We start from the raw sequence: 26,342 nt of genomic DNA, 5'->3' as shown, positions 1-26,342 counted from the left end.
GCAATAACGGTGTCCATCCCGGCCGTCAGACTTGCCGCCCCCGGTTGCCGCTCCTATCTCAGTTGCGGTACTTGTGCGGAGCATCGAGATGGGCGAGCTGACGGCTGACTTTTCTTCAAACCCGAGGATGGAGATCCTGCCACCCGAGCGGGAAGAAAGCTCCTCGCGGGACACGATGGTCTGTCTATGTTGTCAGCGACAGCGCTCGAGACTTTCGATGGATGAGGACGGTTGCGGCATCTGCAACGAGTGCCTTGAACCCGGACCAACCCTGGGAGCAGCCGATGCCGGTTCGAAGCGCCGGGCTTCTCATTTACCGCCGATCAAGTAGCCAACTGGAAATTCTTCTGGTGCATCCCGGCGGCCCCTTTTGGGCGAAGAAGGATGAAGGCGCCTGGTCCATTCCGAAAGGCCTCGTGGAGCCGGGCGGGGACGAGTTGACTGCCGCGACCCGCGAGGCTCGGGAGGAACTGGGCGTCGCCATCGAGGGGACGTTCGTCCATCTCGGAGAGTACCGTCAGCCGGGCGGGAAGGTCGTGACCGTCTGGGCGGTCGAGGCGGATCCGGTATTGGACGTGGACGCGATAAAGAGCTCGATGTTTCAGATGGAATGGCCTCCAAAGTCAGGGAGGATCCAGTCTTTCCCAGAGGTGGACAGGGCTGGCTGGTTTGCCCTTGCCGATGCCGAGATCAAGCTGCTCAAGGGGCAACGGGCGATGCTTGGCGCGCTTCTCGACCAACTTCAGTCGACAGACCATCCGATGTGAAGGCTTCATAGAGGACGAGCAGAGTGACTGCGGCCCTTCTCATAAGGGGCGGAGGGTCGCCTGGTTCAAAAATATTCCGTAGCGTTCTCGCGAAATCCCCGCCTGTTATGTACTAATTGCCGATCACAGCAATCTCTCGAACACGGTGTTTCCAATGACATCAGCGTTTCTTTCGCATCTGACATCCGAACTCGCCTCGCTGAAGGACGCCGGACTTTATAAGTCCGAGCGCGTCATCACCTCGAAACAGGCCGGCGAGATCGCAGTCGCCTCCGGTGAGCGGGTGCTGAATTTCTGCGCCAACAACTATCTCGGCCTTGCCGACAACGAAGAGTTGGCCGAAGCGGGCAAGAAGGCGCTCGACCGCTATGGCTACGGCATGGCCTCCGTCCGCTTCATCTGCGGTACGCAGGAAGAGCACAAGCAGCTCGAGGCGCGCATCTCATCGTTTCTGGGCATGGAGGATACGATTCTCTATTCCTCCTGTTTCGATGCCAATGGCGGCCTCTTCGAGACCCTGCTCGGCGAAGAGGATGCGATCATTTCCGATGCGCTCAACCATGCCTCGATCATCGACGGCGTGCGGCTCTCGAAGGCCAAGCGTTTCCGCTACGCCAACAATGACATGAAGGCGCTCGAAGAAGAGCTGAAAAAGGCAGAGGGCAGCCGCTTCAAGATGGTCGCCACCGACGGCGTCTTCTCGATGGATGGCATCATCGCCAATCTGCAGGGCGTCTGCGATCTCGCCGAGAAATACGGCGCGATGGTCATGGTCGACGACAGCCATGCCGTCGGCTTCGTCGGCAAGCATGGGCGTGGCTCGGCGGAACATTGCGGTGTTGAAGGCCGAATCGACATCATCACGGGCACGCTCGGCAAGGCGCTGGGTGGCGCTTCCGGCGGCTATACCTCGGCCAAGGCGGAAGTCGTCGACTGGCTGCGCCAGCGTTCGAGGCCTTATCTCTTCTCCAACACGCTCGCTCCGGTCATTGCCGCCGCTTCGCTCAAGGTCTTCGACCTCATCGAAAACGGCAACGTGTTGCGCGAGAAGCTTTCCGCCAATGCAGCGCTTTTCCGCTCCGAGATGACGAAGCTGGGCTTTACGCTGGCGGGCGAGGGGCATCCGATCATCCCCGTCATGCTTGGCGATGCCAAGCTGGCGCAGGACATGGCGGCGCTGATGTTGAAGAAGGGCGTCTATGTCATCGGCTTCTCCTTCCCGGTCGTGCCGAAGGGCCAGGCCCGCATCCGCACCCAGATGTCGGCTGCGCATTCCACGGCGGATGTCGAGCGCGCGATCGCAGCCTTTGCCGAGGCCGGTCGCGAACTTGGTGTTGTTTGAAGACAATTCCCCCTTCTCCCCAGCGGGGAGAAGATGTCCGGAAGGACAGATGAGGGGGCGAGCGAAGCAAGGCTCAAAGCGCAAGCGGCGAGCAATTAATTTGGACGTCTGCGGCCCCCTCATCCGCCCTTCGGGCACCTTCTCCCCCAGGGGAGAAGGGAGATGAGGCCGGGGCGCCAAGCAAGGAAAAAACGATGTCGAACATGATGAAGGCGCTGGTCAAGTCGAAGGCGGAAGTCGGGCTCTGGATGGAGAACGTTCCGGTTCCGGAGGTCGGCCCGAACGACGTGCTGATCCGCGTAAAGAAGTCCGCTATCTGCGGCACGGACGTCCACATCTGGAATTGGGACCAGTGGGCGCAGAAGACCATTCCGGTGCCGATGGTCGTCGGCCATGAATTCTGCGGCGAAATCGCCGAGATCGGTTCGGCCGTCACCAAGTACCATGTCGGCGAGCGGGTCTCCGGCGAAGGCCATATCGTCTGCGGCAAGTGCCGTAACTGCAGAGCGGGAAGGGGCCATCTCTGCCGCAACACGCTGGGCGTCGGCGTCAACCGCCCCGGTTCCTTCGGTGAATTCCTCTGCATCCCCGAGAGCAATGTCGTGCCGATCCCGGATGATATTCCCGACGAGATCGCTGCGATCTTCGATCCCTTCGGTAATGCGGTGCATACCGCGCTTTCCTTCGATCTCGTCGGTGAAGACGTGCTTGTCACCGGCGCGGGCCCGATCGGTATCATGGGGGCGCTCGTCGCCAAGCGCTCCGGCGCCCGCAAGGTGGTCATCACCGACATCAACCCGCATCGGCTGGACCTCGCGCGCAAACTCGGCATCGATTACGTCGTCGACGCGTCGAAGGAGAATCTGGCCGATGTCATGAAGGCGATCGGCATGACGGAGGGCTTCGATGTCGGCCTGGAGATGTCGGGTGCGGCACCGGCCTTTCGCGACATGATCGACAAGATGAACAATGGTGGCAAGATCGCCATTCTCGGCATTGCGCCGGCCGGTTTCGAAATCGACTGGAACAAGGTCATCTTCAAGATGCTGAACCTGAAAGGCATCTATGGCCGCGAGATGTTCGAGACATGGTACAAGATGATCGCCTTCGTGCAGGGCGGGCTCGACCTCTCGCCGGTCATCACGCACCGCATCAAGATCGATGAGTTCCGGGATGGCTTTGAGGCGATGCGCTCGGGCAATTCCGGCAAGGTCGTGATGGATTGGATATGAGGGAGATAGGATGATGATTTACGAGGGAAGCTGCCATTGCGGCAATGTCGCTTTCGAGGTGGAGGGCGATTTCAAGGAAGCTCTCGACTGCAATTGCTCCCTTTGCCGGCGTCGAGGCGGTCTCCTAGGCTTCGTGCCGCGCGCGAAGCTGACGCTGAAAACGCCTGAGGAGAACCTCTCGACCTATACGTTCAACAAGCATGTCATCAAGCATCACTTCTGCTCGAATTGTGGCATCGCACCGTTCGGCGAGGCCGACGCTCCCGACGGCACGGCAATGGCGTCAATCAACCTCCGCTGCATTCCGGCCATCGATCTCGCGGCATTGAAGGTGACGCATTACGACGGACTGTCGCACTAGGTTATGCTGCCGCCTGCAGAAGAGGTGGCGGCCGCCACTATAAAGCCGCAGACAACACCGATATGAGGGGCGAGGGCGTTGCGCCCTTGTCTTTTCCTGGTGACATCCTATCTAAGCGAAGCGATCGCTTGAGCGGTTCCAAGCCTGTGGATAAGGCTTTTTCCATGTTTTTGACGGCTTTTTTTGTGGAAAAGCTTGACGAGAACAAAAATTGTGGGAATCACCGTTCGACTTGAAAGCGGTGGACTGGGTCAGGGCGGATCGCACATAACCATGGCCGGTGATTTCGATGCATGGAAGCTCTGTCATTCTGGGCCGGCAATTGTGGTTAATCGGGCTTTAAAGGTCATCCCGTTAGGTGGGTAAAAAGGTGATTCGAGGCTTGCGTTTGCGCGCTCAGGCTTCGAGGGCCATTCACCGTAGCGAGTTTGAATAGCGTCAGGAAGGCGACGATATAAATGGCAACCAAGGTCAAAGAGAACGAAGAAGCGGAAGTCGAACGCGACGGCGCATCCGACGGCCCTCTTCTCGATCTTTCCGATGACGCGGTCAAGAAAATGATCAAGGCCGCGAAGAAGCGCGGCTATGTGACGATGGACGAGCTGAACGCCGTCCTGCCGTCCGAGGAAGTGACGTCCGAGCAGATCGAAGACACGATGGCGATGCTGTCCGACATGGGCATCAACGTCATCGAAGACGAGGAAGCCGAAGAGGCGGGCCAGGGCAGCACCGACGACGACGACGCCGGCGGCGATGAGGAGAGCGAGGGCGGCGAACTCGCACCTTCCAGCGGCACCGCACTTGCGACTGCCAAGAAGAAGGAGCCGACCGATCGTACCGACGACCCGGTGCGCATGTATCTGCGCGAGATGGGTTCCGTCGAGCTTCTGTCGCGCGAAGGCGAAATCGCCATCGCCAAGCGTATCGAGGCCGGCCGCGAAACGATGATCGCAGGCCTCTGCGAAAGCCCGCTCACCTTCCAGGCGCTCATCATCTGGCGCGACGAACTGAACGAGGGCACGACCCTGCTTCGCGAGATCATCGATCTCGAAACGACCTATTCCGGTCCGGAAGCCAAGGCTGCGCCGCAGTTCCAGAGCCCGGAGAAGATCGAGGCCGACCGCAAGGCCGCCGAGGAAAAGGAAAGGACGCGCCGCCCGCGTTCCGGCGACGACGACATCACCGATGTCGGCGGCGAAGGCTTGCCTGTGGAAGAGGAAGAAGAGGACGAGGACGAATCCAACCTGTCGCTGGCCGCTATGGAAGCGGAACTGCGTCCGCAGGTCATGGAAACGCTCGACCTTATCGCCGAGACCTACAAGAAGCTGCGCAAGCTGCAGGACCAGCAGGTCGAGCAGCGCCTTGCCGCCACCGGCACGCTGTCTTCCGCGCAGGAGCGCCGCTACAAGGAACTGAAGGACGAGCTGATCAAGGCGGTCAAGTCGCTGTCGCTCAACCAGAACCGCATCGAAGCGCTCGTCGAGCAGCTTTACGACATCAACAAGCGCCTCGTTCAGAACGAAGGCCGCCTGCTGCGTCTGGCTGAATCCTACGGCGTCAAGCGCGACTCGTTCCTGGAACAGTATCAGGGTGCCGAGCTCGATCCGAACTGGATGAAGTCGATCGGCAATCTGGCGGCGCGCGGCTGGAAGGAATTCGCCAAGGGCGAAAACACGACGATCCGCGACATCCGCCAGGAGATCCAGAACCTCGCGACGGAAACCGGCATCTCGATTTCGGAATTCCGCCGTATCGTGCACATGGTGCAGAAGGGCGAGCGCGAAGCGCGCATCGCCAAGAAGGAAATGGTCGAAGCGAACCTTCGCCTCGTCATTTCCATCGCCAAGAAGTACACGAACCGAGGCCTGCAGTTCCTCGACCTCATTCAGGAAGGCAACATCGGCCTGATGAAGGCGGTCGACAAGTTCGAGTACCGTCGCGGCTACAAGTTCTCGACCTATGCGACCTGGTGGATCCGTCAGGCGATCACCCGTTCGATTGCCGACCAGGCCCGCACGATCCGCATTCCGGTGCACATGATCGAGACGATCAACAAGATCGTCCGCACGTCGCGCCAGATGCTGCACGAGATCGGCCGCGAGCCGACGCCGGAAGAACTGGCGGAAAAGCTGGCCATGCCGCTCGAAAAGGTCCGCAAGGTCCTGAAGATCGCCAAGGAGCCGATCTCGCTCGAAACCCCTGTTGGTGACGAGGAAGATTCGCATCTCGGCGATTTCATCGAGGACAAGAATGCGCTGCTGCCGATCGACGCCGCGATCCAGGCGAACCTGCGCGAGACGACGACCCGTGTTCTCGCCTCGCTGACGCCGCGCGAAGAGCGCGTGCTGCGCATGCGCTTCGGCATCGGCATGAATACGGACCACACGCTCGAGGAAGTCGGCCAGCAGTTCTCGGTCACCCGCGAACGTATCCGCCAGATCGAAGCGAAGGCGCTGCGCAAGCTCAAGCACCCGAGCCGCTCCAGAAAGCTTCGCAGCTTCCTGGACAGCTAAGCACGTGCCGGCTGCGCGGCAGCCGTCGTGCGACTGATTTGATGATTGAAGAGCCGGGTTCGTCCCGGCTCTTTCGCGTTTGGGCTCCACACATTCCTTCGCTTTCCGCAGGCCGGAATGGTATAGTCTGCGCACGGGGGAAGGGACCGGCCGCAGCGCGTGAGCAAGGTCGCCACATACCTGCGTGGACCAAAACCCTCCGTGGGGAGGTGTGCAATGACCACTTATGTCATGCTTATCAACTGGACAGATCAAGGCATTCGCACTGCACGCGACTCGGCAAAACGGCTGGACGCGGCCAAGAAGGCGCTCGGCGATATGGGCGGCTCCTTCAAGAACTTCTTTCTGACGATGGGCGACTACGACATGGTCGCCGTATGCGAGGCGCCGGACGATGCCGTGATGGCACGGTTTACCCTGCAACTTGCGACGGGCGGCAATGTTCGTACGCGGACGCTGAAGGCATTCCCCGAGGCTGCCTATCGTGAAATCATAGGCTCTCTCAGCTAGTTGCAATCGCAGGCGCGTGAACAATAAAAGATATGGACCATCCGCCGCGCGGCTCTCGACCGGCCGCGCGGAAAGCACTTTTTTGTTTTATGGCTTGATGATGCCTTCTTAAAAGGCCACATCGGTAGCTTGTCGTGAGCATCATCCGTGGGCATGCAGAAGATCGTCAAAAAGCGCTGGGGGCAGATCAGTTGGGGCGTGGCAGCCTCGATTGCATTGCACGTCGCCGTTGTCGCCTTCTTCCTCGTCAAATTACCAGACCGGCCGCCCGAACCGCCCAAAGAAGAGACCGTAAACGTCGATCTGGTGCCGCCGCCCGAAGAGAAAAAGCCGGAAGAGAAGAAGCCGGCTGAAAAGCCGCCAGAGATGCCAAAGATAGAGGAGAAGGCGGAAAAGGCGCCGGCACCCCCGCCAGCGCCACCGCCACCTCCGCCACCAGAGGCCAAGCCGGAAGAAAAGCCGCCTGAAGCGCCGAAATCCGAGGCGAAGAATGACCTCTCCGGCAAGGAGGGGAAGGGTCAACCCATGCCTGTTCTGAGGCCCGTCTTCGAATTCGGCGACAAGGATACCGGCCCCCGGAAATCCGACACGGGCAATGCTGCGGCGGAGGCCGGCAAGCCGCCGGTAACGCCGCCCGATGAGCCGAAGCCCGAGGAGCCCAAGCCAGTCGAGACGGCTGCGGCAAAGCCGCCCGTTACCGACAAGCCGCCGGCAAATCCCGTACCGGAGGACGTTGACTTGCCGCAGGTGGATGTCGCCAATATCGACACGCCGAAGGACGGTCCTGCGGCTGGCGCGCAAGATGAGGCGAAGGTCGCGCTCGAACACGCGAAGCCGTCTGAAAAACCGAAGACCAAGCAGACGGAGATGGCGAAGGCTGAAAAGCCGAGTGAGCTGAAAGAAGCCAAAACGCTGTTCTCGCAGAACGAAACGGATGATCCGATCGCCCGGACCGCAATGGGCAACCTGCCGCGGGGCAGGCGGGCCGCCCAACTTTGCAGCACGGAGCTTCGCGAGCAGCTTATTCACAGCTCGCCTGCCTACAGTCCGGTGATGGTCCCCAATTATGCTCTGCCGCGCGGCACGGTGCTTGATATCCGCCGCGGCGCTTTTCGCACGCGCGACGGCTGGTATGACGTTCAATACCGCTGCGAGGTGGACGAGGGCGTCACCAAGGTTGTCTCGTTCGCCGTTGACGTCGGCGATCCGATCCCGCCCAGCCAATGGCGGGCCCGCGGCTTTCCGGAATACTGACAGGCGGCGTGCTGCGTCAGCCTTGCGCAAGTGAGCCCCTGTAGTCCGCTTTCATCGCAGAATGTTCCGATGACTGAAAGGACCAGGAGATGTCGATCGACATTGACCGCTTCTTCGAAATGCAAGATGAGGCCGCGAGGCACGCGTTTCTCGAAAACAAGGGTGACGAGCTGACCGATATTCTTGTCGCCGCACTCGAAGATGCCTTGAAAATCCTCTCCGACGAAATCCGCCCTGAAAGGCTGCATTGACATCACCGGACAGGCGTTCAATTTCGAGAGCGCCCGTTTGCTGCGCAATTGTCCGCGGAGATGAATTGCGGTAGCCCATGATGCTGCGCAGCGAGCTCGGGGACTTTCCATGAACGATTGGCTTCCTGAGCGCGAAGGGATGCCGCTGGCAATTGCCGCACATCTTTCCGGCTATCGGCTGCTGCGCGATGCGATGGGCCGTTCCGCCGCAAATGTCTTCAGGCTGGAGGCGGACGGCCGTACGACGCTTTACCTGAAGGTCGAAAAAGCAGGTCCTTTTTCCGAGCTCAGCGACGAAGCGGCCCGGCTTGGCTGGCTGAAGTCCATGGGCCTTGCCTGTCCCGATGTCGTCGCCCAGACAGCCGATGGAGCGAGGAACTGGTTGCTGATGACGGCGCTGCCGGGCTGCGACCTCGCGAGCAATTCTGCGCTTTCCCCCTTGAAGCGCGTCGAGATCACGGCGGCTGCGCTTGTCGAACTGCATCGCCTTGATGTCCGTCTCTGCTCTTTCGATCATCGGCTGGAAAGGCGCATCGCGGTCGCGAAGGCGCGCATGGAGGCCGGCGTCGTCGACGAGATGGACTTCGATGCGGTGCGGATGGGCAGGGGCGCGGCAGCGCTCTTTGCCGATCTCGAGAATATGAGGCCTGGCGGCGAGGATCTTGTGGTGGCGCATGGCGATGCCTGTCTGCCGAACTTCATCGCGCTGAATGGCGGCTTTTCCGGCTATATCGACTGCAGCCGTCTCGGCGTTGCCGACCGCTATCAGGACATCGCGCTTGCCTGCCGCAGCATCCAGTTCAATCTCGGCGCCGCTTTGGTTCGGCCCTTCCTCGATGCCTACGGAATGGCGGATATCGATCCGGCGCGGCTTGATTATTACCAGCTCCTTGACGAGTTCTTCTGACTTCCGGTGATTGCAGATAGCCTGTGCTGCTGGCACAGTGGCTGGCGTTGATCGTAGCCCGGAGTAGGCATGGCAACGAGCCAATTCAGGATGCTTCGCTCGGCGATAGCCGGGATCGAAGCGGTCGAGGCGCGGACGCGGCACAGCTTCCCGCGGCATACCCATGAGCAATTCGGCATTGGCCTGATTTTCGCTGGAGCTCAGAGGTCGCTGAGCGGGCGTGGCATGGTCGAGGCGCAAGCCGGTGACCTCATCACCGTCAACCCGAATGAAGTCCATGACGGCGCGCCGATCGGCGAGGGGCGGTCGTGGCGCATCCTCTACTTCGACCCGGCCGTCATCGGTGACCTCACGAACGATATCGGTGAGGGCAGGGCGATGCGCTCCGAAATCCCGCAGCCGGTCATCCACAATGTTGCCTTAGCGGGGCGCTTCGCCAGCCTCTTTGCTGCCGTCACCGGCGGACCCGCGCAGGACGATCTCGCGCGCGAGGAGCGACTCCTCGCGCTGGTCGCGGACGTCATGCGGGAGCAGCCGATGCCGGAGACCGCGCGAACGGCTCCGGGGGCTGTCGCCAAGGCAAAAATTCTGATCGACGATGATCCCCTCGCCAAGCTCTCGCTTGCCGATCTCGCGCGGGAAAGCGGACTCAGCCGATTTCAGGTCCTGCGTAGCTTCGCAAAAGCAACGGGAATGACGCCGCACGCCTATGTCATCCAATCCCGGATCCACTTGGCTCGCCGCCTGATCGCTTCCGGGACGCCGCTTGCCGAGGCTGCCTTCGCCAGCGGGTTTGCAGACCAGAGCCACATGACACGCGTCTTCGTCGCCAGATACGGTCTGTCGCCGCGCACCTACGCGAGAGCATTGGTCTGACGGCCTGCAATTTCGTTCAAGATGTTTCTCTGGCTTCGCGGTTCTCTTCGTCCACCAAAACGGAGAGGGCAATGACGAGACCATTTCAAGGCTACATCTATCTGACGCTGGCGATGATCACGGTGGGCAGCACGGTCATCGCAAGCAAGGTCATCGCGTCGGGTCTTCCGCCGTTTACGGCAACGGCGCTGCGTTTCGCCATGGCTTTCCCTTTCTTCCTCCTTTTGATGCATCTTACCCGGTCCCGGCTGCCAAGACTGTCCCGCCACGACTGGTTGATCCTCCTGACGCAGGCAGGGGCTGGCAGCGTCGGCTACACGACGCTGCTGATCTCGGGCCTTCGACTGACGTCGGCGGCAAACGCCGGCGTCATCATCGGTACGCTGCCGGTCGTCTCGGCGGCGATCTCGATCCTCATTCTCGGCGAGAGGCCGCATCGCTTTTTGCTGGCTGCGATCGCGCTTGCCGCCTCTGGCGTTTTCTCGATCGCCGCAACGCCCGGCGCATTGGCGGGCGGCTCACTGGCCGGCAATGCGCTGATCCTTGGGGCGGTCTTCTGCGAAGGGCTGTTCATCCTCCTCAACAAGCGCATGCAAACCGAGATACCGCCGCTGACGCAGTCGGCGCTGATGACGGGCATCGGTTTGGCCGTCGCGGGCATTGCGGCCCTGTTCGAAAACCATGCCGCAAGCGGATTCTCACCCGCGGCGCTGATCGCCGTTCTTTATTATGCGCTCGTGCCGACCGTCGGCGGGTTCATTCTATGGTATGCGGGCTCCGAGCGCGTCAGCGGCAGCGAGGCGTCTCTGTTCACCGCGATCGCACCGGTCTCCGCCGTCATCCTCGCTTTCGTTCTGCTTGGCGAAGACGTCCGCCTCAACCAGCTTCTTGGAATCGCCTGCGTGCTCACCGCCGTCCTGGGGCTCGGGTTTTCCGCGCTTGTCCGCGTGCGGCGCGCGTGACTGGCACGTTCAAAACGTCGACGGCCGCCCTTGGGAAGCCTCTAGTACGGCCCTATGTACGAGGCAGACAAGTTTGCGGAGGCGGACGTCATGTCAGACAAGCCGATCAAGATTCCCGGGCCCGATCATCCAATCACCATCGAACACAATCCAGCCCGCGTCGTCGTCAAGCTCGACGGCTGGGTCATTGCGGATACGCACGATGCGCTGACGTTATGTGAGGCTTCCTATCCGCCGGTGCAGTATATTCCGCGCAAGGACGTCGACATGTCGCTGCTCGCGCGCACCGATCATTCGACCCGCTGTCCCTATAAGGGCGACGCGTCCTATTACAGTATCGTGCCGGGCGGAGAGCGCTCCAAGAATGCGATCTGGACCTATGAGGCGCCGAACGACGCCGTCCGCGAGATAAAGGACCACATGGCCTTCTATCCCGATCGGGTGGATTCGATCGAGGAGTTGCAGGCGCCCGAGGCCGGCCAGTTCTAACGCTCCGCTCCGACCAGACAGCGCACGAGACCTTCCAGCGAGACCCGGCCGGCGGGGAGGCCATCGCCGCTGGTGACGGTCGCGTGGTTCACGTTGCTTTCCGTCATTATCCGCATGCCTTCCTCGACGGTCAATTGGCCGGGGATGCGGATGACGGTCTCGCTTGCAGGATTGCTCAATGGCTCCATCAGTGCTTCGATCCGGATGACACGGCTGCGGTTCACTTCCTTCACGAAGGCCTCGATGTAGTCGTTTGCCGGGTTGAGCACGATATCGGCGGCGCTTCCCTGCTGGATGACCTCGCCGTCGCGCAGGATGGCGATCTTGTCGCCAAGCCGCAATGCTTCATCGAGATCATGGGTGATGAAGACCACGGTCTTCTTCAGCTCTTTCTGCAGGTTGAGCAGCACGGTCTGCATGTCGACGCGGATCAGGGGATCGAGGGCCGAATAGGCCTCGTCCATCAACAGGATCTCTGCATCGTTGGTGAGTGCGCGGGCAAGGCCGACGCGCTGTTGCATGCCGCCTGAAAGCTGGTTCGGGTAGTGGCCGCCAAATCCGTCGAGCCCGACGCGCTTGATCCAGACATTGGCGCGGTCTTCGCGTTCCGCTTTCGGAACGCCCTGGACCTCGAGCCCGTAGACAGTGTTCTGCAGCACGTTGCGATGCGGTAGCAAGCAGAATTTCTGGAACACCATCGCCGTCCTGCGGCGGCGGAATTCGCGAAGCCCGTCCTCGTTCATCTTGCAGACATCGGTGCCGCCGTAGAGCACTTCGCCCGCGGTCGGGTCGATCAACCGGTTGATGTGGCGGATCAGGGTCGACTTGCCCGAGCCGGAAAGCCCCATGATGACGGTGATGCTGCCGCCGGGAATCGAGATGTTGATGTCCTTGAGGCCGAGGACGTGCCCGTGCTCCTTGTTGAGCTCGGTCTTCGACATGCCCTTGGAGACCGCCTCGACAAAATCGCGGCCGCGCGGACCGAAGATCTTGTAGAGATTGCGTATTTCGATCGATTGACTAGCCATGCACGACTTCCCGGTGCTTCTGCAGCCTCAGACCATAGGCCTGGCTGATGCGGTCGAAGATGATTGCGATGCCGACAATGGCGAGACCGTTGAAGACGCCGAGCGTGAAGTACTGGTTGGCGATGGCCTTGAGCACCGGCTGGCCGAGGCCCTGGACGCCGATCATCGAGGCGATGACGACCATGGCGAGCGCCATCATGATGGTCTGGTTGATGCCGGCCATGATGGTCGGCAGTGCAAGCGGCAGCTGGACGTTGCACAGTTTCTGCCAGCTCGATGAGCCGAAGGCGTCGGCCGCTTCGAGCACGTCCTTGTCCACCAGGCGGATGCCGAGATTGGTGAGACGGATCATCGGCGGCAACGCGTAGATGACGACGGCAATCACCCCCGGTACGCGGCCGATGCCGAGCAGCATGACGACGGGGATCAGATAGACGAAGCTCGGCATGGTCTGCATGACGTCGAGCACCGGATTGACGATGCTCTGCAGTCGGTTGGAGCGCGACATGCCGATGCCGATCGGGATCCCGATGGCGATCGAAAGCACAGTGCAGACGAAGATCATGGAAACGGTCTTCATAGTGTCTTCCCACATGTCGAACCAGCCGATCAGGAGAAGCGTCACGATACAGCTTGCAACGATCTTCCAGTTGCGGCTTGCAAGCCAGGCGAGGCCGGCAATAATCAGGATCACCAGCGGCCAGGGCATTCCGGTGAGCAGCCTTTCAGCCCAGATCAGAAAGCTTTGAAGCGGGCTGAAGAAGGATTCGATGCTATCGCCGTAAGCGCGGGTGAAAGCGCGAAAGCCTTCGTCCACGTTCTTTTTCAAGATACGCAGCGTATCGGCATCCATCGTTGGAAATTTCCAGAGCCAGTCCATGTCGAGTTCCCCATGGCAAAAGCAGCGGCGGCCATCGTCTTCTCATGGCCGTCGCGCAAAAGGATCAGGCTGACGGTGCCTCAATGTCAAGGCGCCGCCTGCCTCCAGATCATGAGGGATCAGAGTGAGGCCTTGATCTTCTCGGCAACTTCCGGAGAGACCCATTCCTTCCACTGGGCTTCGTTTTCCTTGAGGAAGTGTTTGGCGCCATCTTCGCCGGTTGCCTGATTGTCGGTCATCCAGGCAATGAGCTTGTTGACCGTGTCGTTCGTCCACGCGCGCTTGTTGAGATAGTCCATGGCCGGGCCCGCGCGATCGGCAAAGGTCTTGCTCACCAGCGTCTGAACGTCGTCCGCAGGCCAAGCGTTCGGCTTCGGATCGGGGCAATCGGCAATGGAGGTGCAGCGCTTCCATTCCGCCGCATCATAGTCAACGCCATAGCCGAGCTTCACCATCTCGTACTTGCCGAGCAGGGAAGTCGGAGCCCAATAATAGCCCACCCAGGCCTGCTTGCCTTCGTATGCCTTGGCGATCGAGCCATCAAGGCCGGCTGCCGAGCCGGTGTCAACCAGAGTAAAATTCGCCTTGTCGCCGCCGTTCGCCTTGAAGAGCTGCGTGGTCACGACTGTGCCACCCCAGCCCTGCGGGCCGTTGAAGACGGCGCCCTTGCTCTTGTCTTCCGGAGCCGGGAAGAGTTCCGGATGCTTGAACAGATCCGGGATCGTCTTGATGTCGGGATGGGCTTCGGCGATGTACTTCGGAATCCACCAGCCCTGGATGGCGCCGTCGGAGAGGATCTTGGCGGCCGCCACGACCTTGCCGCCTTCCAGGCCGCGCTTGACGAGTTCCGGCTGCAGGCTCACCCAGGCTTCCGGCGCGATATCCGGCTCGCCCTTTTCAGCCATTGAGGTCAGCGTCGGCACCGTATCGCCGCTGACGATCTCGGCTGTACAGCCGTAGCCTTCCTCGAGGATGACCTTGTCGAGATTGGCTGCAACTTCGGCAGATTGCCAGTTCATGCTCGCGATGGTGACATTGCCGCATTCGGCGGCCGAAGCCGCGCCTCCAAGACCGAGCAGGCCGGCGGCAAGGACGGTGGAAGCCAAAAGTACTTTCATTTTCTTGTTCCCTCTGGTCGCGGTGTAACGTGAACCCGGGCGCCTGCGGCACCGCGTCCGCCAGCAAGCCTATTGAGCCTGCTTTCATCCGCCATGCGCCATCCCGATTGCGTCAGAAAATGGCGCATTGACGCTTTCTTTCAATGATTGCTGAAATTGCTTGCGGCACTGCCTGCCACAGAGGCGCCCGCGCCCATTTGCTCGAGCGCAAGCCGCAGGCGCGGTGATTTTTCTTTCAGTGGCAATGATTAAATTTTCCGCCATTGGTTGACAAGCCAGCCATCCAGGCAGAACAGACACTTATAAAAATCCTATAAATGGCTCAGCGGGTTCCGCCGGCCGGAAGTGTTCAAATGGATACTGTTCAAGCGCTGCCGGGTAGCGTTCTTCGTCATCCCGGTTACCTCAATTTCGCGGCTTCTCGCGTTTTCTCCTCCCTTTCATTCCAATGCGTCGCGATCGCGATGGGCTGGATGATCTACGACCAGACGCACAGCGCGTTTGCGCTGGCGCTCGTGGGCCTCTGCCAGTTCCTGCCGATGGTTGTGCTGACCTTCGTCGTCGGCCACGTCGCCGATCGTTTCGACCGCCGCCGCATCGGCCTTGTCTGCCAACTGATCGAGGCAGCGACCTCGCTGTTGCTTGCGATCGCTACCTGGCAGCAGTGGCTGACGCCGGCGGGTATTCTCGTTGCCGTCACGATCCTGGGCGCCACCACCGCCTTCGAGCGGCCGACCATGGCAGCACTGCTGCCGAACATCGTGCCCGGATCGATGCTGCAGCGGGCGGTCGCCACGACTACCTCGATGCAGCAGACGGCATTCATCGTCGGTCCGTCGCTCGGCGGCCTGCTTTACGGCGTCCATCCGGTCGCACCCTTTGCCGTTGCTGCCGTGCTCTTTGCCGTTGCCAGCTTCAATGTGATTTCGATCCGCATGCAGTGGACGCCTGCTAAACGCGAGCCGGTGACGCTGACGTCGGTATTTGCCGGCGTCTCGTTTATCCGGAGCCGTCCGGTCGTGCTCGGGACGATCTCGCTCGATCTCTTTGCCGTGCTGCTCGGCGGCGCCACCGCGCTGCTGCCGATGTTTGCGCGGGATATCCTGCATGCCGGTCCTTGGGGGTTGGGATTGCTGCGCGCCGCACCGGCGATCGGTGCCCTCGCCATGTCGATCATGCTGGCGCGGCGGCCGCTGAGGAGCCATGTCGGAATCAAGATGCTCGCTGCCGTCGCGGTCTTCGGCGTGGCGACGATCGTCTTTTCGCTCTCCACCAATATCGCGCTGTCCGTTTGCGCGCTGTTCGTCGTCGGGGCATCCGATACCGTCAGCGTCGTGGTGCGCAGCTCGCTCGTCCAGCTTTTGACGCCGGATGAGATGCGCGGCCGCGTAAATGCGGTCAATTCGCTCTTCATCGGTACGTCCAATCAGCTCGGCGAGTTTGAATCCGGCATGCTGGCGGGCTTCATGGGACCTGTCGTCGCCGGCATCATCGGCGGCGTCGGCACCATTGCCGTCGTATTGATGTGGACGCGTCTTTTCCCCGATCTCGCCAAGGTCAGGACGCTTCAGGGCTAGCCCCTGCGGCTGAAAAACGCCGGATCACGCCTATGTTATCGTCGAGGCTGTCGGGCCTCGCGCCCGTCATTCGTCCTTGAAGCGCCAACAGCAAATTGGGAGAATGCAAAATGACTTATGTCGACGGTTTCATCGTAGCGGTCCCGAAGAACAAGGTGGATGCCTACAAGGAATTCTCAGCCTTCGCGGGCTCGATCTGGAAGGAGTACGGCGCACTCAAATATGTCGAGTGCGTCGCTGACGACGTGCCCTATGGCGAACTCACATCCTTCCCGCGCGCCGTTCAGGCTACGGACGACGAGACGGTCGTCTTCGCGTGGGTAACCTATCCTTCGCGAAAAGAGCGCGACGACATTCTCGCCAAGGTCATGGCCGATCCGCGGCTGAAGGGCGAAGAATGGAAGACGATTTTCGACGGCAAGCGCATGATCTACGGCGGCTTTCAAACAATCGTTGAACTTTGACAGAGGAGGCCCATGCCCCAGAGGATTATCTCCATCTCGACCCGCGGCCAGGGCCTTTATGAATTCACCGACCAAGCGGCGGCCTTCGTCCGCGCCTGCGGCGCCGACGAAGGTCTGCTTACTGTTTTTGTGCGCCACACCTCCTGCTCGCTGCTGATCCAGGAGAATGCCGATCCCGACGTGCAGACGGACCTCAACGCCTTTTTCCGTCGGCTCGTGCCGCCGTCATCGGACCCGTCGATGCGCTGGATCGTCCATACGGCAGAGGGACCAGACGATATGCCCGCCCACATCAAGGCGGCGCTGACGCAGGTTTCAATCGGCATACCCGTTACGAGCGGCAGGCTGGCGCTCGGCACCTGGCAGGGCCTCTACCTTTTCGAGCATCGCGACCGTCCTCACAGTCGCGAGATCCTGCTGCATCTCAGCGCCTGAACCGAGGCTGAATGCGCAATTCGAACATCATTCAGCTTTAGCCGTCTAGTGTCGAGTCATCCCCGACGGGACGGTTCGTGCACACATTGAAACTAAGGAAACCCTGAATGACCAATCTTATTGCCAAAGCGTCACTTGCGGCATTGCTTGCCATTGCTTCTATTCCGGCCACCGTGTCGAGCGCTGCAGCCGCAAGCCCGGAGCGCGGCGTTATTGTCGACGTTCAGTATCATCGCCCGCCGCCGCCGATGCGGGGTGGTTGCTCGCCGAGAGAGGCTCTTCGTGCGGCTCGCTGGTCCGGCCTGCGCGACGTGCAGGTCGTTAACGTCACACCCCGTCGTGTCGTCGTTGAAGGCCGTGCCCGCCGTGGCTGGGACCGGGTGTCCTTCGCAAACGTGCACGGTTGCCCGTTGATCCGCCGCTAGAATAGCAGACCGCCGGTCTTCGGACATGGCGCAAGAACCGCCTTTGCCACTTCTCCTCGGATCATGGCAAGGGCGGTTTTTTATTGTCAGGAGGCGGGCGGCGAAAAGAAAAAAGCCTCGCGTAAGCGAGGCTGGAGTTCGCGCCGCTTCGGGGAAAAACGGAAGCGACGCCGATGTCTCTAGTACCGTAGAGTACGGCTGCAAAGTTCACTTTCGTCCATTCCGGTACGCCTTTGCGTCAAAGGTTGAATTTAATGGCCGTCACAGGTCCGCCATGCGAGCCCACATTTCAATGGCTGTTGGACCGTTCCAATAGTATGCTCCCGCAGCTTAGGGCCGTAGTCCATCATTTTCAGCTAATTTGCTTGACATACTTGGAACGTTCCAATAAATTTTGATCGTTCTTTTGGAGGAGGAGCGCCATGGGAAGGGAGCGGGTGACCGTGATCGACATTGCGAACGCTGCGGGCGTTTCGAAGTCGACTGTGTCACTCGTTCTGCAGGGAAGCTCGCTCGTCAACGACGGCACGCGGGCGAAGGTGAATTCCGCGATCCGCGAGCTCGGCTATGTCTATAACCGCAGCGCCGCCAATCTGAGACAGGCAAATGCCAAGTCGAAGATCGTCGGCATGGTGGTGAACGACCTCACCAATAGTTTCTTTGCCGAACTCGCTGTCGGTATCGACAGCGTCATGCAATCGGCTGGTTACGTGCAATTTCTCGCCAATACAGGCGAGAACATCGACCGGCAGCGTGAGGTCATAGCCTCAATGCGCGAACACGGGATCTCCGGGCTCATCATCTCGCCGGCACGCGGCACCGAAGCTGCCGATTTCCGGGCGCTCGCCCAGGCCGGGATTCCGGTGGTAGTGGCGGTTCGCAATGTTCCCGGTGCGCGGGTTTCGTCGCTGACTTCGGATAATCATGCGGGAGCGGCGGCTTCCGTTCGGCATCTTGCCGAGCTTGGCCATCGCCGCATCGCCTTTCTGGGCGGTTTTCCGGATACCGCGGTGTTTCACGAGCGCCTTGCGGGGTATCGCGATGCGTTGAGCAGGGCGGGCCTGCATTTCGACGAGGATCTGGCAGTCGACGCGGCACCGTCGCGGGCAGGCGGCGTTGATGCGATAGAGCGGGCGATGCGGCTTGCTGACCCGCCGACAGCTGCGGTCTGTTTCAATGACGCGGTCGCCTTCGGCGTCTGTGACGGCCTTCGAAGCAGGCGGATGGAGCCGGGCGCCGATTTCGCTGTCGTCGGTTTCGACGACGTCATCGAGGCAAAAACGGCGGTCCCTGCGCTGACGACCGTTTCCGTCGATCCGCAAGGCATGGGCCGGCGGACGGCGCAGCTGCTTCTGAAGCAGATCAATTCGGGGACGACCGAGCCGGAGACGCTGATCAGCAGCGTGCGTCTCGTCGTTCGCGAAAGCTCCGGCGCAGGCATTCAAGGAGGAGTGCGATGGCAAAGTGGGGTTTGATCGGCGCAAGTACGATTGCGAGAGAGTGGGTGATCGGCGCGATCCGCGCAGCCGGGGGCGAGGTTGTCTCCGTGATGAGCACGGATGCGGCGCGCGGCAAGGCTTATGCGGCCGAGAACGGGATTGCGAAATCGGTGACGAGCGTTGCCGATCTCGTCAATGATCCTGACGTCGAGGCCGTCTATATATCGACCACGAACGAGCTTCATCGCGATCAGACGCTGGCGGCCATCCAGGCGGGCAAGCATGTGCTGTGCGAGAAGCCGCTGGCCATGAGTCTGGCCGACGTGAAGGCCATGGTGAAGGCTGCCAGCGATGCGGGCGTGGTGTTGGCGACGAACCATCACCTGCGCAATGCCGCCACGCATCGGGCGATACGCGACGCGATTGCCGCCGGCAAGATCGGCACGCCGCTCGGCGCCCGCGTCTTCCATGCGGTCTATCTGCCGCCGCATCTGCAGGGGTGGCGGCTCGACCGGCCGGAAGCGGGTGGCGGCGTCATTCTCGATATTACCGTGCACGATGCCGATACGCTGCGTTTCGTGCTCGGCGACGATCCCGTGGAGGCGATCGCCTTCGGCCAGAGCGGCGGCATGGGCAAGGCCGGCCTGGAGGACGCCGTCATGGGCGTGCTGCGCTTCAAATCCGGCGTGATCGCCCAGTTCCATGACGGCTTCACCACGAAATACGCCGAGACCGGGCTGGAGGTGCATGGCACCGACGGATCGATCGTCGCCCGCAACGTCATGACTCAGCGTCCGGTCGGCAGCGTGACTCTACGGAATGCGGAAGGCGAGACCGAGCTCCAACTCGAAAGCACCAACCTCTACGAGGTGGTACTGCAGGCGTTCCACGATGCCGTTGCCGGGAAGGGCAAGCCGTCCGCGACGGGGGAGGACGGCGTCTGGTCGCTCGCGACCGGCCTTGCGGTCGTCGAAGCCGCAAGGACCGGCAAGTCGGTCAAGATCGAACCGGGACTTTGAAATGAACAAGCACATCACACCGGCAGAAGCAGCTGCTCTGATCCCGGATGGCGCGATGGCGACGCTGCGCATGCCGCTGATTGCGGCGCTGAACGGCCACGCGCTGGGCGGCGGTCCGGAACTGGCGGGTGCTGCGGATATCCGCATCGCCGAAACGCAGATCAGGATCGGCCTGCCGGAAACGGGCCTTGGCATGATCCCCGGCTGGTCGGGCACGCAGCGGCTGGTCAAGCGCTTCGGCGCGCAGATCGTTCGCCGCATGGTGCTCGGCGGCGAGATGTTTTCGGCGGAGGAGGCGAGGGCGAACGGCATTGTCGATGCCGTGGTCGAAACCGGCACCTCGCTTGCGGCGGCGAAGGACTATGCGGCGCGCATCGCGCAGCGCGGCCCGGCGGCGCTGGAGATTTCGAAGCTTCTGATCGCATCGGCCAATGGCGAGGACAATGGCGCCGCGGTTGAGGCGCTGGGGTCCATCCTGGCGGCAAAGACCGGCGATCTCAAAGAGGGCGTTGCGGCATTCGCCGAAAAGCGCCCGGCACAATTCAAGGGAGAATGGTGATGACGGTACTGGTGAAGCCACAGAAGCTGGCGGACGCGAAGGTCCGCGAGTTCAGCATGCTGATCGATGGCAAATGGGTGGAGGGGGTTGAGGCGGGCACGATCGAGCGCGTGGCGCCGAGCCATGGCGTTGCCGTCAGCCGCTACAAGGCGGCGACGAAGGATGATGCGGTCAAGGCGATTGCAGCCGCCCGCAAGGCCTTCGATGACGGTCCCTGGCCGCGCATGACGGCTTCCGAGCGCTCCGGCATTTTGCTCAAGGCGGCGGACATGATCGCCGCGCGCGCCGATGAACTCGCTTATCTTGATGCGATCGAGGCGGGCAAACCGATCACGCAGGTGAAGGGCGAGATCGCGGGAGCCGCCGATATCTGGCGCTATGCGGCAGCACTGGCCCGCGATCTGCATGGAGAGAGTTACAATACGCTGGGCGATGGAACGCTCGGCGTCGTGCTGCGGGAGGCGGTCGGCGTCGTCTCGATCATCACCCCTTGGAACTTCCCGTTCCTGATCGTCAGCCAGAAACTGCCTTTCGCGCTTGCGGCGGGTTGCACGGCGGTGGTCAAGCCGTCGGAGCTCACGTCTGGCTCGACGCTCGTGCTTGGCGAGATCCTGATGGAGGCGGGTGTTCCGGCGGGTGTCGTTAACATCATCGTCGGCACCGGCGCTGCCGTCGGCCCGACGATGACCGGCCATCCGGACGTCGACATGGTCTCCTTCACCGGTTCGACCGGTGTCGGACGGCTGACGATGGAGAACGCCTCGAAGACCTTGAAGAAGGTGTCGCTGGAGCTTGGCGGCAAGAACCCACAGATCGTCTTCCCGGATGCCGATCTCGATGCCTTCATCGATGCAGCCGTCTTCGGTGCCTATTTCAACGCGGGCGAATGCTGCAATGCCGGATCGCGACTGATCCTGCATCGCGACATCGCCGAGGAGGTCACCGCTCGGGTGGCGGCCCTGTCGCAGAAGGTCAGGGTCGGCGATCCGCTCGATCCGTCGACGCAGGTGGGCGCGATCATCACGCCGCAGCACCTCGAAAAGGTTCAGGGTTATGTTTCCGCGGCGGCAGGCAGCGGCGCGAATATCGCGCTCGGCGGCAGCCATATCGATTTCGGTTTCGGCCAGTACATGGCGCCGACGATCCTTTCCGGCGTCAAGCCGAACATGGCCGTTGCGTGCGAGGAAGTCTTCGGGCCAGTCCTTTCGGTGTTGACCTTCGAGACGGTGGACGAGGCGATCCGCATCGCCAATGCAGTGGAATATGGCCTCTCCGCCGGCGTCTGGAGCCGCGACTTCGACACCTGCCTGACGATCGGGCGCAAGGTGCGGGCGGGCACGATCTGGATGAACACCTTCATGGATGGCGCGGCGGAACTGCCCTTCGGCGGCTATCGCCAATCCGGCCTCGGCCGCGAACTGGGGCGACATGCGGTGGAGGACTATACGGAGACCAAGACGCTCAACATGCATATCGGCGCCCGCACGGGCTGGTGGATGCCGCGCTAAGCTGCAGGCATTGCGTTCTGGGAGGATCGCGTAGTGAAGCAGCCGGATATCGTCATTATCGGTTCTGGAATCGGCGGGGCGACCATCGCTTCCGCATTGGCGCCCTCGGGCGCCGACATTCTCATCCTCGAGACAGGCGGTCATATCGAGGACCGGCCCGAAAACCGCGACCAGCGCGCGATCTTCCAGCGCGGCCACTTTCGGCCCAAGGAATTCTGGTACGAGATGGACGGCAAGCCGTTCAATCCCGGCAACTACTACAATGTCGGCGGCAACTCGAAATTCTTCGGCGCGGTCATGGTGCGCTACCGTCGCGAGGATTTCGCCGAGATGCAGCACCTGGAGGGCGTCTCGCCAGCCTGGCCGTTTCCCTATGAGGAGCTGGAGCCATGGTATAGCCACGCGGAGCAGCTTTATCAGGTGCGCGGGCAGACAGGCGAAGATCCCACCGAACCGGCGCATTCCCAAGGCTATGCCTTTCCGCCGGTGCCTGACGAGCCGCCGATCGCCCTTGTCCGCGAACGCATGAAGCGGAACGGCTTGCATCCCTATTCGCTGCCGCTCGGCATCGATATCGAGCGGTGGCTCGCCAAGGCAAAGACGCCATGGGACGCCCATCCCAACAGCTTCGACGGCAAGATGGATGCCGAGACGATCGGCCTCGCATTGGCGCTACAGCATCCGAATGTACGCCTGCAGACCGGATCGCCGGTGACGCGGCTGCAAGCGGCGCCGGATGGCAGGCGGATCGAGACGGTTTACTACCGGAGGAATGGCGCCGAGGAAGCGGTATCCCCGAAACTGGTGATCCTTTCCGCGGGCGCGGTGCAATCCGCCGTGCTGTTGCTGCGCTCGGCCGATGACAGGAATTCGAACGGGCTCGCCAACAGCTCGGATCAGGTCGGCCGCAATTTCATGAATCACAATTCGAGCGCCGTGATCGCCGTCTCGCCGACCTTTCGGAATACTTCGATCTATCAGAAGACATTCGGCTTCAACGATTATTACCTCTCGGACGGTGAGGGCGGCCCGCCGCTCGGCAACGTCCAACTGCTCGGCCGCGTCTCGGGCGCGATTCTCAAGGGGAACATGCCTTCGGTGCCGGAATGGATGCTGAACCAGCTCTCGGCGCATGCGATCGATTTCTACGCGATGAGCGAGGACATTCCGCATCCGGAAAGCCGCATCATGGTCAAGGACGAGCGCATTCTGCTGCAGTGGGTGCGCACGAACTGGCCGGCGCACCTGATGCTGGTGAAGAAGCTGAAGCAGGCCCTGAAGGCAGCCGGCTTCCCGCTGGTGCTCTCGCGTGCCTTCGACAAGCGGACGCCGTCGCATCAATGCGGCACGGTACGGATCGGCAATGATCCGGCGACCGCGCCGCTCGACATCTGGTGCCGCGCCTTCGACCACCCGAACCTCTTCGTCGTCGACGCGAGTTATCTGCCGACGTCGGCTGCGGTCAACCCGGCGCTGACGGTGGCGGCACAGGCGCTGCGCGTTGGGGATCATATCCTGCAGAAGGAGCTGGCGTGATGGCGGGCGAAAGACGGCCGGTCGCACTTGTCACCGGCGGGAGACGCGGCATCGGACTGGCGATCGCCGAGGCGCTGGCGAAGGCGGGACATGATATCGCGATCACCGGAATAGAGGATGCCGAGCCGGTCGATCAGGTGATCGAGACATTGCACACGGCCGGGGCTGAGGCCGTCTATCTGAAGTCGGATCTGGCCGATACCGGCGGGCATGCCGCAACCGTCGAGCAAGTGCTGCAAAAATTCGGCGGAATCGATTGCCTGGTGAACAATGCCGGCGTCGGCTCGGTGGTCCGCGGCGACTTCCTCGAGCTGAAGCCGGAGAATTTCGACACGGTGCTCGACACCAATCTGCGCGGAACGATCTTCTTCACGCAGGCCGTCGCCAAGGCGATGCTAACGAGCGCGAAAGAGCAAGCAAGCCGCTCGATCATCAACATCACCTCCGTGTCGTCGGGACTGACTTCCCCGGAGCGCCTTGACTATTGCATCAGCAAGGCCGGCCTTTCGGCTTTCACCAAGGGCCTGGCGGTGCGGCTTGCGGACAGCGGCATCGGCGTCTTCGAAGTGCGGCCGGGCATCATCCGCACGGCGATGGCGGAGAAGTTTTCTGAGAAATACGATGTGTTGATCGCAGCTGGGCTGGTGCCGATGAAACGTTGGGGGGAGGCCCAGGACATCGGTATGATTGTCGCCGCGCTTGCATCCGGGATTTTCGCCTTCGCCACGGGCTCGGTAATCGAGGCGGGCGGCGGGCTTTCGATTGGCCGCCTTTGAGCGGGGGAGTTGAGATGGCATATGACTACATCATTACCGGTGGCGGACCTGCCGGCTGCGTGCTCGCCAACCGGCTGAGCGAGGACCCGGAGGTCAAGGTGCTGCTTCTGGAAGCGGGCGGCAGCGATTGGAACCCACTGTTCCACATGCCGGCCGGCTTTGCGAAAATGACGAAGGGTGTCGCCAGCTGGGGCTGGGAGACGGCGCCGCAGAAGCATATGAAGGGCAGGGTGCTTCGCTATACGCAGGCCAAGGTGATCGGCGGGGGCTCGTCGATCAATGCGCAGCTTTATACACGCGGCAATGCGGCCGACTACGACCTCTGGGCAAGCGAGGACGGCTGTGAGGGCTGGGACTATCGCTCGGTTTTGCCCTATTTCAAACGTGCCGAAGACAACCAGCGTTTTGCCGATGACTACCACGCCTATGGTGGACCACTCGGCGTCTCGATGCCGGTTTCCGCGCTGCCGATCTGCGACGCCTATATCCGGGCCGGCCAGGAGCTGGGCATTCCCTATAATCACGATTTCAACGGCCGTCAGCAGGCCGGCGTCGGCTTCTACCAGCTGACGCAGCGCAACCGCCGCCGTTCGTCGGCCTCGCTTGGCTATCTGTCGCCGATCAGGGATCGGAAGAACCTTACCATCCGGATGAATGCGCGCGTGACGAGGATCGTGCTCGAAGGCAGAAAGGCCGTCGGCGTCGAAGTTGTCGGCCGAAATGGCACCGAGACCATCCGGGCCGAGCGCGAAGTGCTTGTTTCCGCCGGCGCGATCGGCTCGCCGAAGCTGCTCCTGCAATCCGGCATCGGGCCCGCGGACCATCTGAGAGCGGTGGGCGTGGCGGTGAAGCATGATCTGCCCGGCGTCGGCGGCAATCTGCAGGATCACCTCGATCTCTTCGTCATCTCCGAATGCACCGGCGACCACACCTATGACGGCGTCGCCAAGCTGCACCGCACGCTCTGGGCAGGGCTACAATATGTGCTCTTCCGCTCGGGGCCCGTGGCATCCTCGCTGTTTGAGACCGGCGGCTTCTGGTATGCGGATCCGAATGCGCGTTCGCCCGATATCCAGTTCCATCTCGGCCTCGGCTCCGGCATCGAGGCGGGCGTTGCCAGACTGAAGAACGCTGGGGTGACGTTGAACTCCGCCTATCTGCATCCCCGCTCGCGCGGCACCGTTCGCCTCTCCTCCGCCGATCCGGCAGCGGGGCCGCTGATCGATCCGAATTACTGGAGCGACCCGCATGACCGGGCAATGTCGCTCGAAGGCCTGAAGATCGCGCGCGAGATCATGCAGCAAGCGGCGTTGAAACCCTATGTGCTGGAAGAAAGGCTTCCGGGAACCGGCGTCGTCACCGACGAGCAGCTTTTCGACTATGGCTGCGCCAATGCCAAGACAGACCACCATCCGGTCGGGACCTGCAAGATGGGCACGGATGGCGCGGCGGTTGTCGGGCTCGACCTGAAGGTGAGGGGACTGGAAGGGCTGCGTGTGTGCGACAGCTCCGTGATGCCGCGTGTTCCTTCATGTAATACCAACGGACCGACGATCATGGTCGGCGAAAAAGGAGCGGATATCATCCGCGGGCGTGAGCCCTTGCCACGCGCCATCTTCTCGTGGGAGCGCAACGATACGCGGCCAAGAGCAAGGGCGGAGGTTCAGTAAAGCGTCAGGCGCGAATGAAGAGCGCCCCGACAAGGCCGAAAATGACGATCGATTGCAGGATGAACATCGGCCACTGATCGGACATGCTTTTCTCCACGGGCTTCGGTTCTTGAAATTATACGCTACCGCCGGAGCCGGAAACATTGCAGGCGGATGCCGTCGCAGTAGCGATGCTGACATTAATCATCCTTCTACTGTGGAATTTCTCCTTTTTTGTGGTGGGGAGGAGAAGGGCAGATGGTATACTGACCTTGCGAATCGGGCTGCTCTCGGATCCGAGGTCTCGCTTCGTAGCATTGTATGGAACCTTTTATGCACTTGGTAGTTTCAGAGTGTACAGGAGGACTACTATGACAAATGATTTCAATCGACCCGGCCCCGATCTGCGTACGACGCCGACCACCGAGCGTCGTTCGCCATGGACAATGTGGATCGGTATTGCGG

25 protein-coding genes and 1 pseudogene are annotated in these 26,342 nt (G+C 61.5%); 23 read left to right on the top strand and 3 right to left on the bottom strand.

All coding sequences use genetic code 11. From position 1 onward, the window contains the following. The first annotated feature begins 284 nt into the window (after positions 1–284). From ACPYOI_RS24300 to ACPYOI_RS24245, 12 genes are all read left to right on the top strand, one after another. On the top strand, positions 285–767 hold the full coding sequence (locus ACPYOI_RS24300) for an NUDIX hydrolase (RefSeq protein WP_481417990.1): 483 nt from the start codon (positions 285–287) through the stop codon (positions 765–767). A gap of 154 nt (positions 768–921) precedes the next feature. Next, the gene (locus ACPYOI_RS24295) at positions 922–2,109 is read left to right on the top strand and encodes a glycine C-acetyltransferase (protein ID WP_481417989.1); all 1,188 of its coding nucleotides are present in this window, start codon (positions 922–924) and stop codon (positions 2,107–2,109) included. Between the two features lie 194 nt (positions 2,110–2,303). Next, positions 2,304–3,341 carry an L-threonine 3-dehydrogenase gene (gene tdh, locus ACPYOI_RS24290; RefSeq protein WP_481417988.1) on the top strand — a complete coding sequence of 346 codons (1,038 nt, stop codon included), beginning with the start codon at positions 2,304–2,306 and terminating at the stop codon, positions 3,339–3,341. 13 nt (positions 3,342–3,354) lie between these two features. Continuing rightward, a complete protein-coding gene (locus ACPYOI_RS24285; RefSeq protein ID WP_481417987.1) occupies positions 3,355–3,702 on the top strand; it encodes a GFA family protein in 348 nt (115 codons plus the stop codon). Between the two features lie 458 nt (positions 3,703–4,160). Beyond that, on the top strand, positions 4,161–6,215 hold the full coding sequence (gene rpoD / locus ACPYOI_RS24280) for an RNA polymerase sigma factor RpoD (RefSeq protein WP_168830561.1): 2,055 nt from the start codon (positions 4,161–4,163) through the stop codon (positions 6,213–6,215). Positions 6,216–6,431: 216 nt separating this feature from the next. After that, on the top strand, positions 6,432–6,725 hold the full coding sequence (locus ACPYOI_RS24275; RefSeq protein WP_168830562.1) for a GYD domain-containing protein: 294 nt from the start codon (positions 6,432–6,434) through the stop codon (positions 6,723–6,725). 153 nt (positions 6,726–6,878) lie between these two features. After that, positions 6,879–7,979, top strand: coding sequence for a DUF930 domain-containing protein (locus ACPYOI_RS24270; protein ID WP_481418003.1), 1,101 nt, complete (start codon positions 6,879–6,881; stop codon positions 7,977–7,979). An 89-nt stretch (positions 7,980–8,068) separates the two neighbouring features. Then, positions 8,069–8,230, top strand: a complete 162-nt coding sequence (locus tag ACPYOI_RS24265; RefSeq protein ID WP_481417986.1) for a hypothetical protein — start codon at positions 8,069–8,071, stop codon at positions 8,228–8,230. A gap of 109 nt (positions 8,231–8,339) precedes the next feature. Continuing rightward, positions 8,340–9,137 (top strand): APH(3') family aminoglycoside O-phosphotransferase, encoded by a 798-nt coding sequence (locus ACPYOI_RS24260; protein ID WP_481417985.1) that lies wholly within the window; start codon positions 8,340–8,342, stop codon positions 9,135–9,137. A 69-nt stretch (positions 9,138–9,206) separates the two neighbouring features. Then, complete coding sequence (locus ACPYOI_RS24255; protein WP_481417984.1) at positions 9,207–10,013, top strand: AraC family transcriptional regulator; 807 nt, start codon at positions 9,207–9,209, stop codon at positions 10,011–10,013. Between the two features lie 71 nt (positions 10,014–10,084). After that, positions 10,085–10,975 carry a DMT family transporter gene (locus ACPYOI_RS24250; RefSeq protein WP_481417983.1) on the top strand — a complete coding sequence of 297 codons (891 nt, stop codon included), beginning with the start codon at positions 10,085–10,087 and terminating at the stop codon, positions 10,973–10,975. A 90-nt stretch (positions 10,976–11,065) separates the two neighbouring features. Then, positions 11,066–11,464, top strand: coding sequence for a DUF427 domain-containing protein (locus tag ACPYOI_RS24245; protein WP_168830566.1), 399 nt, complete (start codon positions 11,066–11,068; stop codon positions 11,462–11,464). Here the strand turns inward: ACPYOI_RS24245 and ACPYOI_RS24240 are convergent. The 3 genes from ACPYOI_RS24240 to ACPYOI_RS24230 form a co-directional block, all read right to left on the bottom strand. Continuing rightward, positions 11,461–12,492: a quaternary amine ABC transporter ATP-binding protein gene (locus ACPYOI_RS24240; RefSeq protein ID WP_481417982.1), complete on the bottom strand. Its 1,032-nt coding sequence runs from the start codon at positions 12,490–12,492 to the stop codon at positions 11,461–11,463. The two genes, ACPYOI_RS24245 and ACPYOI_RS24240, sit on opposite strands and share 4 nt — an antisense overlap. Further along, the gene (locus tag ACPYOI_RS24235) at positions 12,485–13,372 is read right to left on the bottom strand and encodes an ABC transporter permease (protein WP_481417981.1); all 888 of its coding nucleotides are present in this window, start codon (positions 13,370–13,372) and stop codon (positions 12,485–12,487) included. Before ACPYOI_RS24235 ends, ACPYOI_RS24240 begins: the two co-directional genes overlap by 8 nt. 119 nt (positions 13,373–13,491) lie before the next feature. Continuing rightward, the gene (locus ACPYOI_RS24230; protein ID WP_481417980.1) at positions 13,492–14,490 is read right to left on the bottom strand and encodes an ABC transporter substrate-binding protein; all 999 of its coding nucleotides are present in this window, start codon (positions 14,488–14,490) and stop codon (positions 13,492–13,494) included. 353 nt (positions 14,491–14,843) lie between these two features. On the opposite strand from ACPYOI_RS24230, the gene ACPYOI_RS24225 reads away from it, so the two are divergent. From ACPYOI_RS24225 to ACPYOI_RS24175, 11 genes and pseudogenes are all read left to right on the top strand, one after another. Continuing rightward, entirely contained in the window at positions 14,844–16,067 is a 1,224-nt protein-coding gene (locus tag ACPYOI_RS24225; RefSeq protein WP_481417979.1) for an MFS transporter, read from the top strand. 110 nt (positions 16,068–16,177) lie between these two features. Continuing rightward, positions 16,178–16,531 (top strand): DUF1428 domain-containing protein, encoded by a 354-nt coding sequence (locus tag ACPYOI_RS24220; protein WP_481417978.1) that lies wholly within the window; start codon positions 16,178–16,180, stop codon positions 16,529–16,531. A 12-nt stretch (positions 16,532–16,543) separates the two neighbouring features. Further along, positions 16,544–16,966, top strand: coding sequence for a secondary thiamine-phosphate synthase enzyme YjbQ (locus ACPYOI_RS24215; RefSeq protein WP_481417977.1), 423 nt, complete (start codon positions 16,544–16,546; stop codon positions 16,964–16,966). 107 nt (positions 16,967–17,073) lie between these two features. Beyond that, positions 17,074–17,391, top strand: coding sequence for a hypothetical protein (locus ACPYOI_RS24210; protein ID WP_481417976.1), 318 nt, complete (start codon positions 17,074–17,076; stop codon positions 17,389–17,391). A 422-nt stretch (positions 17,392–17,813) separates the two neighbouring features. Beyond that, positions 17,814–18,866: a LacI family DNA-binding transcriptional regulator gene (locus tag ACPYOI_RS24205; protein WP_481417975.1), complete on the top strand. Its 1,053-nt coding sequence runs from the start codon at positions 17,814–17,816 to the stop codon at positions 18,864–18,866. Continuing rightward, a complete protein-coding gene (locus ACPYOI_RS24200) occupies positions 18,848–19,849 on the top strand; it encodes a Gfo/Idh/MocA family protein (RefSeq protein ID WP_481423450.1) in 1,002 nt (333 codons plus the stop codon). Before ACPYOI_RS24205 ends, ACPYOI_RS24200 begins: the two co-directional genes overlap by 19 nt. Positions 19,850–19,904: 55 nt before the next feature. Then, a pseudogene (locus tag ACPYOI_RS24195) lies at positions 19,905–20,408 on the top strand (enoyl-CoA hydratase/isomerase family protein); the annotation flags it as partial. Further along, positions 20,408–21,916 carry an aldehyde dehydrogenase family protein gene (locus tag ACPYOI_RS24190; RefSeq protein WP_481417973.1) on the top strand — a complete coding sequence of 503 codons (1,509 nt, stop codon included), beginning with the start codon at positions 20,408–20,410 and terminating at the stop codon, positions 21,914–21,916. The pseudogene ACPYOI_RS24195 and the gene ACPYOI_RS24190, both read left to right, overlap by 1 nt. Before the next feature lie 33 nt (positions 21,917–21,949). After that, positions 21,950–23,452, top strand: a complete 1,503-nt coding sequence (locus ACPYOI_RS24185) for a GMC oxidoreductase (protein ID WP_481417972.1) — start codon at positions 21,950–21,952, stop codon at positions 23,450–23,452. After that, on the top strand, positions 23,452–24,228 hold the full coding sequence (locus tag ACPYOI_RS24180; protein WP_481417971.1) for a 3-ketoacyl-ACP reductase: 777 nt from the start codon (positions 23,452–23,454) through the stop codon (positions 24,226–24,228). The genes ACPYOI_RS24185 and ACPYOI_RS24180 overlap by 1 nt, the downstream gene beginning before the upstream one ends. A gap of 14 nt (positions 24,229–24,242) precedes the next feature. Next, complete coding sequence (locus tag ACPYOI_RS24175; protein ID WP_481423449.1) at positions 24,243–25,898, top strand: GMC family oxidoreductase; 1,656 nt, start codon at positions 24,243–24,245, stop codon at positions 25,896–25,898. The last annotated feature ends 444 nt before the right edge of the window (positions 25,899–26,342 follow it).

Source organism: Rhizobium sp. SVR5-2C (assembly GCF_056755115.1).
This window is presented reverse-complemented; position numbering and strand designations above follow the sequence as displayed.